The organism is Streptomyces sp. DSM 15324, from assembly GCF_001514285.1.
Classification (GTDB): domain Bacteria; phylum Actinomycetota; class Actinomycetes; order Streptomycetales; family Streptomycetaceae; genus Streptomyces.
Genome location: NZ_KQ949055.1, coordinates 1 through 7381, shown reverse-complemented (window position 1 = coordinate 7381; position 7381 = coordinate 1). Strand labels below are relative to the sequence as shown.

The 7381-nt window shown below is 71.6% G+C and carries 7 protein-coding genes and 1 pseudogene; 5 read left to right on the top strand and 3 right to left on the bottom strand.

The features are described 5' to 3' along the window. The first annotated feature begins 30 nt into the window (after positions 1 to 30). Both AQJ58_RS40080 and folP read left to right on the top strand, forming a co-directional pair. Complete coding sequence (locus AQJ58_RS40080) at positions 31 to 891, top strand: bifunctional methylenetetrahydrofolate dehydrogenase/methenyltetrahydrofolate cyclohydrolase (RefSeq protein ID WP_067259564.1); 861 nt, start codon at positions 31 to 33, stop codon at positions 889 to 891. A 41-nt stretch (positions 892 to 932) separates the two neighbouring features. Continuing rightward, the gene (gene folP, locus AQJ58_RS40075; protein WP_067259566.1) at positions 933 to 1844 is read left to right on the top strand and encodes a dihydropteroate synthase; all 912 of its coding nucleotides are present in this window, start codon (positions 933 to 935) and stop codon (positions 1842 to 1844) included. Between the two features lie 36 nt (positions 1845 to 1880). Here the strand turns inward: folP and AQJ58_RS40070 are convergent, their stop codons facing one another. The 3 genes from AQJ58_RS40070 to AQJ58_RS40060 form a co-directional block, all read right to left on the bottom strand. After that, the gene (locus AQJ58_RS40070) at positions 1881 to 2675 is read right to left on the bottom strand and encodes an IclR family transcriptional regulator (RefSeq protein ID WP_067259562.1); all 795 of its coding nucleotides are present in this window, start codon (positions 2673 to 2675) and stop codon (positions 1881 to 1883) included. 113 nt (positions 2676 to 2788) lie between these two features. Next, positions 2789 to 3661: a formyltetrahydrofolate deformylase gene (gene purU / locus AQJ58_RS40065; protein ID WP_067259560.1), complete on the bottom strand. Its 873-nt coding sequence runs from the start codon at positions 3659 to 3661 to the stop codon at positions 2789 to 2791. Between the two features lie 133 nt (positions 3662 to 3794). After that, the gene (locus AQJ58_RS40060) at positions 3795 to 4586 is read right to left on the bottom strand and encodes an IclR family transcriptional regulator (protein ID WP_067259559.1); all 792 of its coding nucleotides are present in this window, start codon (positions 4584 to 4586) and stop codon (positions 3795 to 3797) included. A 220-nt stretch (positions 4587 to 4806) separates the two neighbouring features. Between AQJ58_RS40060 and AQJ58_RS40055 the strand changes: the two genes are divergently transcribed. The 3 genes and pseudogenes from AQJ58_RS40055 to AQJ58_RS43195 form a co-directional block, all read left to right on the top strand. Beyond that, positions 4807 to 5940 (top strand): aromatic ring-hydroxylating oxygenase subunit alpha, encoded by a 1134-nt coding sequence (locus tag AQJ58_RS40055; protein WP_067259557.1) that lies wholly within the window; start codon positions 4807 to 4809, stop codon positions 5938 to 5940. A 101-nt stretch (positions 5941 to 6041) separates the two neighbouring features. Next, positions 6042 to 7223 (top strand): NAD(P)/FAD-dependent oxidoreductase, encoded by a 1182-nt coding sequence (locus AQJ58_RS40050; protein ID WP_067259555.1) that lies wholly within the window; start codon positions 6042 to 6044, stop codon positions 7221 to 7223. Between the two features lie 20 nt (positions 7224 to 7243). Beyond that, positions 7244 to 7381, top strand: a pseudogene (locus tag AQJ58_RS43195) (serine hydroxymethyltransferase); the annotation flags it as partial.

Here is a 7381-nt window from a genome sequence, read left to right as displayed (position 1 = left end):
GTGTCCACGCCGAGGGAAGGAGCACCGCCGGTGACCGCACACCTGCTCGACGGCAAGGCCACCGCCGCCGAGATCCGCCGTGAACTCGCGGAGCGCGTGGCCAAGTTGACGGCCGCAGGCGGTCGTCCGCCGGGGCTGGGCACCGTCCTCGTCGGCGACGATCCCGGCAGCCGGGCCTACGTCGCGGGCAAGCACCGGGACTGTGCGCAGGTCGGCATCGCCTCCCTCCGCCGGGACCTGCCCGCCGACGCCACCCAGCGGCAGGTCGAGGACGTCATCGACGAACTCAACGCCGACCCGGCCTGCACCGGATACATCGTCCAGCTGCCGCTCCCGGCCCACCTGGACGCGAACGCCGTACTGGAACGCATGCACCCGGCCAAGGACGCCGACGGACTGCACCCCGTGAACCTCGGCCGGCTCGCCCTCGGGGTCGAGGCACCGCTGCCGTGCACCCCGCGCGGCATCGTCGAACTCCTGCGCCGTCACGACGTGCCCCTCGCAGGAGCGAGGGTGTGCGTGATCGGCCGGGGCATCACGGTGGGCCGTCCCCTCGGGCTGCTGCTCACCCGCAGGTCCGAGAACGCCACCGTGACCCTGTGCCACACCGGCACCAAGGGTCTCGCCTGGCACGTCCGGGAGGCGGACATCGTCATCGCCGCCGCCGGTTCGCCCGGCATGGTCACCAAGGACATGCTGCGCCCCGGCGCGGCCGTCCTGGACGTCGGCATCACCCGTACCGACCAGGGCCTGGTCGGTGACATCCACCCGGACGCCGCCGCCGTCGCCGGCCGGCTCGCGCCCATGCCCGGCGGGGTGGGCCCCATGACACGGGCCATGCTGCTCGCCAACGTCGTCGAGGCCGCCGAGAGGAACGCCGCCTCGGTTTGAACCCGCACGTCACCGACTGAGGCTGGACCCCTGTGAACGTCATGGCCCACCCCACCCTTACCCGCCCGGCCGCACCCGGGCTGCACCCGCACGGGCTTCCGCGGCCCGGCCGGACCCTGGTCATGGGCGTCGTCAACGTCACGCCCGACTCGTTCTCGGACGGCGGGCGGGCGTTCGCCCCGGAGGCGGCCGTCGCACACGGACTCGCCCTGGTCGAACAGGGCGCGGACATCGTGGACGTGGGCGGTGAGTCCACCCGGCCCGGTGCTGTGCGTCCGTCCGTGGCGGAGGAGCTGCGCCGGGTGCTGCCCGTGGTCCGGGAACTGGCCGCGGCGGGCGCGGCCGTGAGCGTCGACACCATGCGGGCCGAGGTCGCCGCCCGTGCGCTCGACGCGGGAGCCCGGCTGATCAACGACGTCTCCGGGGGGCTCGCCGATCCTGCGATGCTGCCGTTGATGGCGCGGGCCGGGGTGCCGTACGTCGTGATGCACTGGCGCGGACACGCCGCGGGCATGCAGGCCAACGCCCGCTACGGCGATGTCGTGACCGAGGTGCTCGGCGAGCTGCGGGCCAGGATCGACGCCGCGCTGGCGGCGGGGGTCGCGCCCGGGTGCCTGATCGTCGACCCCGGGCTGGGCTTCGCGAAGGAGGCCGGGCACAACTGGGAACTGCTCGGCCGGCTCGAAGAAGTGCGCGCGCTGGGCTGTCCCGTGCTCGTGGGGGCGTCGCGCAAGTCGTTCCTGGGCGCCCTGCTGGCGGACCCGGTGACGGGACGGCCCCGACCGGCGGCGCAGCGGGACGCCGCGACCGCGGCGGTGTCCGTGCTGGCGGCGGCACAGGGCGTGTGGTGTCTGCGGGTGCACGATGTCGCCTCGACGCTGGACGCGGTGCGGGTGACCGCCCGCTGGGGCGCCGAGGGCGCCGGATCACCCGCACCGGCGCCGGCGCTGTAGCCGACGCTGAGCGGAGCCGTGCCGCACGCGGCGGGCTCAGCCCAGGTGGCCCATCCGGCGGCTGATCTCCGCCGCGCCCTCGACGAGCAGCGGGGCCAGTTCCCGCATGCGTGCCTCGGTGAAGCGATAGGCGGGGCCGGAGGCGCTGAGCGCGGCGACGACCTCGCCGTCCCGGGAGCGGATCGGGGCCGCCATGGCGTGCAGCCCGATCTCGAGTTCCTCCAGCGTCACCGCGTATCCGCGGTCGAGCGCCTCGGTGAGGTGCTGCTCCAGCTTGGACCGCACCGTCAGGGTGTGCGGCGTCAGCTTGCGCAGCCCGGACGCGGTGAGCACCTCGGTGCGGGCCTGCGGGGGCAGGTGGGCGAGCAGGATCTTGCCGCTCGACGTGGCGTGCAGCGGGGTGAGCTGCCCCACCCAGTTGTGCGTGCCGACGGCGCCGGGGCCGCGTACCTGATGGAGGTTGACGGCGTAGTGCTCCTGGAGGACCGCGATGTTGACGGTCTCGCCGATCCGGTCGCTGAGCCGCTCGCACACCACCCGGCCCTGCTGGGTGATGTCGAGCCGGCCCGTCACCGCTCCGGCCAGCCGCACCAGCCCGAAACCGAGCCGGTACTTGCCGCGCTCGGCCGTCTGCTCGACCAGGCCGCGTGCCTCCAGCGCTCCGAGCAGGCGGAACGCGGTCGACTTGTGGACGTCGATCTCGGCGGCGACCTCGCTGACACCGGCCTCGCCGCGCTGGGCGAGGATCTCCAGGACGCTGACGGCACGGTCGACGGACTGAACGCCGTTCACCCCACCTGCCGTTGCGCCCTCTGCCGCGTAGTTGCTCATGGCGCAACTATACGCACAGGCTGACGGGGTGCGAGGGGCCACAGTGACCGGAGATGGGGCCGATCGGGCACTTGACCGCCGAGTGGTTCCCGCACCCTAGGGCCGGTGGTCGGTCAGCGGAAGACCACGGTGCACTTCCCGTTGACCAGGACACGGCTCTCGCTGTGCCACTCCACGGCGCGGGCGAGCACCCGGGCCTCGACGTCCCGGCCGATGGTGACCAGCTCGTCGGGGTCGCGGGAGTGGTCCACCCGGACGACGTCCTGTTCGATGATCGGGCCTTCGTCGAGGTCGGACGTGACGTAGTGCGCCGTGGCCCCGACGAGCTTCACCCCGCGCTGGTACGCCTGGACGTACGGCCGCGCGCCCTTGAAGCTGGGCAGGAAGGAGTGGTGGATGTTGATGGCCCGGCCGTCGAGCTGCTTGCACAGGTCGTCGGAGAGGATCTGCATGTAGCGGGCCAGCACCACCAGGTCGACGTCCAGCTCGCTCACCAGCTCCAGCAGCCGCGCCTCGGCCTCGGCCTTGGTCTGGCTGGTCACCGGGATGTGGTGGAAGGGGATGCCGTAGCTCCGTGCCAGCGGCTCGAAGTCGCGGTGGTTGGAGACGATCGCCGGGATCTCGATGCGCAGCGACCCGGTGGACTTGCGGAAGAGCAGGTCGTTCAGGCAGTGGCCGAACTTCGAGACCATGATCAGGGTGCGCGTGGGGGTCGAGGCGTCGTGCAGCTGCCAGCTGATCCCGTATGCCTGCCCGACCGGACCGAAACCGGTCCGCAGGTCCTCCAGTGAGACGCCGGGGTCCGAGACGTCGAAGTGCACCCGCATGAAGAAGCGGCCGGACATCCGGTCGTCGAACTGCCGGCTCTCCAGGATGTTGCCGGAGCGGTGCAGCAGGTAGGTGGCCACGGCGTGGACCAGGCCGGCCTGGTCGGGGCAGGAGAGGGTGAGGACGAACTCGCGGCCGGACTGCGGTCGGGGAGACATGGCCATCCTCCGTGATCGGGTGCGCAATCCGTCCGGCGCGTGGGTATCGCGCGCTTCTTGGTTGATTCGCATTGCGCAACACTGTGGGCGATACGCAACATGCTCCCGTGTCGGTGACCCGGTGGTCAAGAGGTCAGGGCCGGCGGAGGTGGCCCAGGCGGTCGGAGATCTCCTCGGCGGCCGCCCGCACCGCGGCGCAGATCTCCGGCAGCCGCTGAGCGGTCAGGCGGACGGACGGCCCCGAGGCGCTGAGCGCGGCGACCGCCTGTCCGTTGAAGGCGAAGATCGGTGCGGCCACCGCGTTGAGGCCCGGTTCGAGCTCCTCGAGGCTGTACGCGACGCCGTCCGCGCGGGCGCGCTCGATCTGGGCCCGGAGGGTCGCCGGGTCGGTGACCGTGTGCGGGGTGTAGCGCTCCAGGGGCTCCCTGAGCCGGTCCGCGAGCTGGGCTTCGGGCAGGTGGGCCAGGAGGATCTTGCCGCTGGACGTGGCGTGCAGCGGGGTGCGCCGGCCCAGCCAGTTGTGGGTGGTGAGGGCGGAGGGGCCGAGTACCTGGTCGATGTTGATCGCGGCGTCCCGGTCCAGGATCGCCAGGTTGATGGTCTCCGCGATCCGGTGCGCCAGCCCCTCGCACACCTGGCGGCTCTGCTGGGAGAGGTCCAGCCGGGCCGTGGCGGCACCGGCGAGCCGGATCAGGCCGAGGCCCAGGCGGTACTTGCCCCGCTCCTCCGTCTGCTCGATGAGCCCGCGCATCTCCAGGGCGGTGGCGAGCCGGGACGCCGTGGACTTGTGCACCCCGAGTACGGCGGCCATGTCCGTGACGCCCGCCTCGTCGTGCCGGCCGAGGAGTTCGAGGATGGTCGCCGCCCGGTCGACCGACTGCACCGGGGACTCGGAGGGCGCCGGAGCGTCCGTACCGTCGCTCATTGCCGCTGTCGCTCCTCCGTCGTCGTCTCTCCGGGGTCGTGCTCGCGTTGTTTCTCTATGGAGAACTGGCATCGCATTATGCAACATCGCCCGAGCGTGCCGAAACCCTTGACAGTGGATGTCCGCGAGGGGACAGTTTCGGCGGACGTTGCTTATAGCGAAGAGTGTTGCGATATATGCAACAAGGAAATCGACCCTCGCCCTCTCCGAAGGTGACACGATGACCAGCACGAACCTGCCGCCCAGCCTGATCCCCACGCTGACCGGCGAGTACTACACCGACCCCGGGATCTTCGCCCAGGAGCAGGAGCGGGTCTTCGAGGCCATGTGGTTCTGTGTGGCTCGCGCCTCCGAACTGGCCAAGCCCGGTGCGTTCCGCACGTACCAGGTCGGCCGGGAGAGCGTGCTCGTCTCCCGTGCCCGGGACAACTCGGTCAAGGCGTTCCTCAACATCTGCCGGCACCGCGGCGCCAGGCTCTGCACGGAGGAGTCCGGCGAGGTCAAGCGGGCCTTCCAGTGCCCGTACCACGCCTGGACGTACGGCCTGGACGGCAAGCTCGTCGCGGCCCCCAACCTGACCTCGATGCCGGACGTCGACCGGAGCGAGTACGGGCTGGTCAACGTCCACGTCCGGGAGTGGCTCGGCTATGTGTGGGTGTGCCTCGCCGACGAGCCGCCGTCCTTCGAGGCGGACGTGCTCGGCGCGGTCGTCGAACGCCTCGGCGACCTGGAGTCCGTCGAGCGCTACGACGTCGACAACCTCTCCGTCGGCAAGCGCATCACGTACGACGTGAAGGCGAACTGGAAGCTCGTCATCGAGAACTTCATGGAGTGCTACCACTGCGCCACGATCCACCCCGAACTCACCGAGGTGCTGCCGGAGTTCGCGGACGGTTACGCGGCCCAGTACTACGTGGGCCACGGCGCGGAGTTCGGCGAGGAGATCCAGGGCTTCACCGTGGACGGCTCCGAGGGGCTGGACCGCATCCCCGGGGTGGCCGAGGACCAGGACCGCCGCTACTACGCGATCACCGTCAAGCCGCAGGTCTTCATCAACCTCGTCCCCGACCACGTGATCTTCCACCGTATGTACCCGGTGGCCGTCGACCGCACGATCGTCGAGTGCGACTGGCTCTACCTGCCGCACGTCGTCGAGAGCGGCAAGGACGTCAGCCGCTCGGTGGAGCTGTTCCACCGGGTCAACGTGCAGGACTTCGACGCCTGCGAGCGCACCCAGCCCGGCATGGGCTCGCGGATGTACGCCAAGGGCGGGGTCCTGGTGCCCAGCGAGCACCACATCGGTGAGTTCCACACCTGGCTCCAGAACAAGCTCGACGTGGGCCCCGCGCGCTGACCGCCCCTTCCCGCCTCTTGACAACCGCCGCTCCCCACCCAAACCATGTTGCGCATAACGGATGTCGTTGTGTCATGTGAGACAGCTTGTCTGGAGCCCGCATGAGGAGCATCACCGTCGTCGGAGCATCGCTGGCAGGCCTGAGCACGGTCCGCGCGCTGCGGACGGACGGCTACGACGGCGAGATCGTCGTCGTGGGGGAGGAGCGCCACACCCCCTACGACCGCCCGCCGCTGTCCAAGGACTTCCTCAAGGGGGACGTCGACGCCGCAGCGCTCGCGCTCGGCGACGCGGAGGAATACGCGGACCTGGACGTGCAGTGGCTGCTCGGCGAGCGGGCGGTGGGCCTCGACCCCGCCGCCCGGACCGTCACCCTGGCCGGGGGCCGCCATGTGCGCACCCACGGGGTCGTCATCGCGACGGGCGCCGCCGCCCGCACGCTCCCCGGCACGGACGGCCTGGCGGGCGTCCACACCCTGCGCACCCTGGACGACGCCCTGGCGCTGCGCGCCGACCTGACGAACGGCCGGCCCCGGCTCGTCGTCATCGGCGCCGGCTTCATCGGCGCCGAGGTGGCCTCCACCGCCCGCGGACTCGGCCTGGACGTCACCGTCGTCGAATCGCTCGGCATCCCGCTGGAACGCCAACTGGGGCGCGAGATGGGGCTGGTGTGCGCCTCGCTCCACTCCGACCACGGGGTCCGGCTGCTGTGCGGGACCGGCGTCGCGGGACTTCTCGGCGACGGCCGGGTCACGGGCGTGCGGCTCGCCGACGGGCGGGTGCTGCCCGCCGACGTCGTCGTGGTCGGCGTCGGGGTCAGGCCCGCCACCGACTGGCTCGCCGGATCCGGAGTGCCGGTGGACGACGGGGTGGTGTGCGACACCGGCTGCGCGACCGGTGTCCCGGGCGTGGTCGCCGTCGGCGACGTCGCCCGCTGCCCCCACCCGTTCACCGGACGGCACGCCCGGATCGAGCACTGGAGCAACGCGGGGGAGCAGGCCAGGACCGCCGCCCGCACCCTGCTCACCGGGGAGTCCGCCCCCGCCGCGGCCACCGCGCCGTACTTCTGGTCCGACCAGTACGGGGTCCGCATCCAGCTTGCCGGGTACGTCGCTCCCGGCGCAGAACCCGAGGTCGTCGAGGGCGACCTCGGCAGCCGTTCCTTCACGGCCGTCTACCGGCGCGACGGCACCCCCGTCGCCGTGCTCTCCCTGAACCAGCCCAAGTTCTTCAACCGGCTCCGCCGCACCCTCGTCCCCGCCGTCCCGGCCGCCGCCCACTGAGCCCCAGCGAGGAAACGTCGATGACTCTGCTCCACCAGTCCCTGCACGAGCTCGACCCGGAGATCGCGGCCGCGGTCGACGCCGAGCTGCACCGTCAGCAGTCCACGCTCGAGATGATCGCGTCGGAGAACTTCGCTCCGCTCGCGGTCATGGAGGCG

What these genes read in the sequence shown, in the direction of transcription:
- folP (WP_067259566.1), top strand. Translation starts at nt 933, where the DNA reads ATGGCCCACCCCACCCTTACCCGCCCGGCCGCACCCGGGCTGCACCCG.
- AQJ58_RS40070 (WP_067259562.1), bottom strand. Translation starts at nt 2,675, where the DNA reads ATGAGCAACTACGCGGCAGAGGGCGCAACGGCAGGTGGGGTGAACGGC.
- purU (WP_067259560.1), bottom strand. Translation starts at nt 3,661, where the DNA reads ATGTCTCCCCGACCGCAGTCCGGCCGCGAGTTCGTCCTCACCCTCTCC.
- AQJ58_RS40060 (WP_067259559.1), bottom strand. Translation starts at nt 4,586, where the DNA reads ATGAGCGACGGTACGGACGCTCCGGCGCCCTCCGAGTCCCCGGTGCAG.
- AQJ58_RS40055 (WP_067259557.1), top strand. Translation starts at nt 4,807, where the DNA reads ATGACCAGCACGAACCTGCCGCCCAGCCTGATCCCCACGCTGACCGGC.
- AQJ58_RS40050 (WP_067259555.1), top strand. Translation starts at nt 6,042, where the DNA reads ATGAGGAGCATCACCGTCGTCGGAGCATCGCTGGCAGGCCTGAGCACG.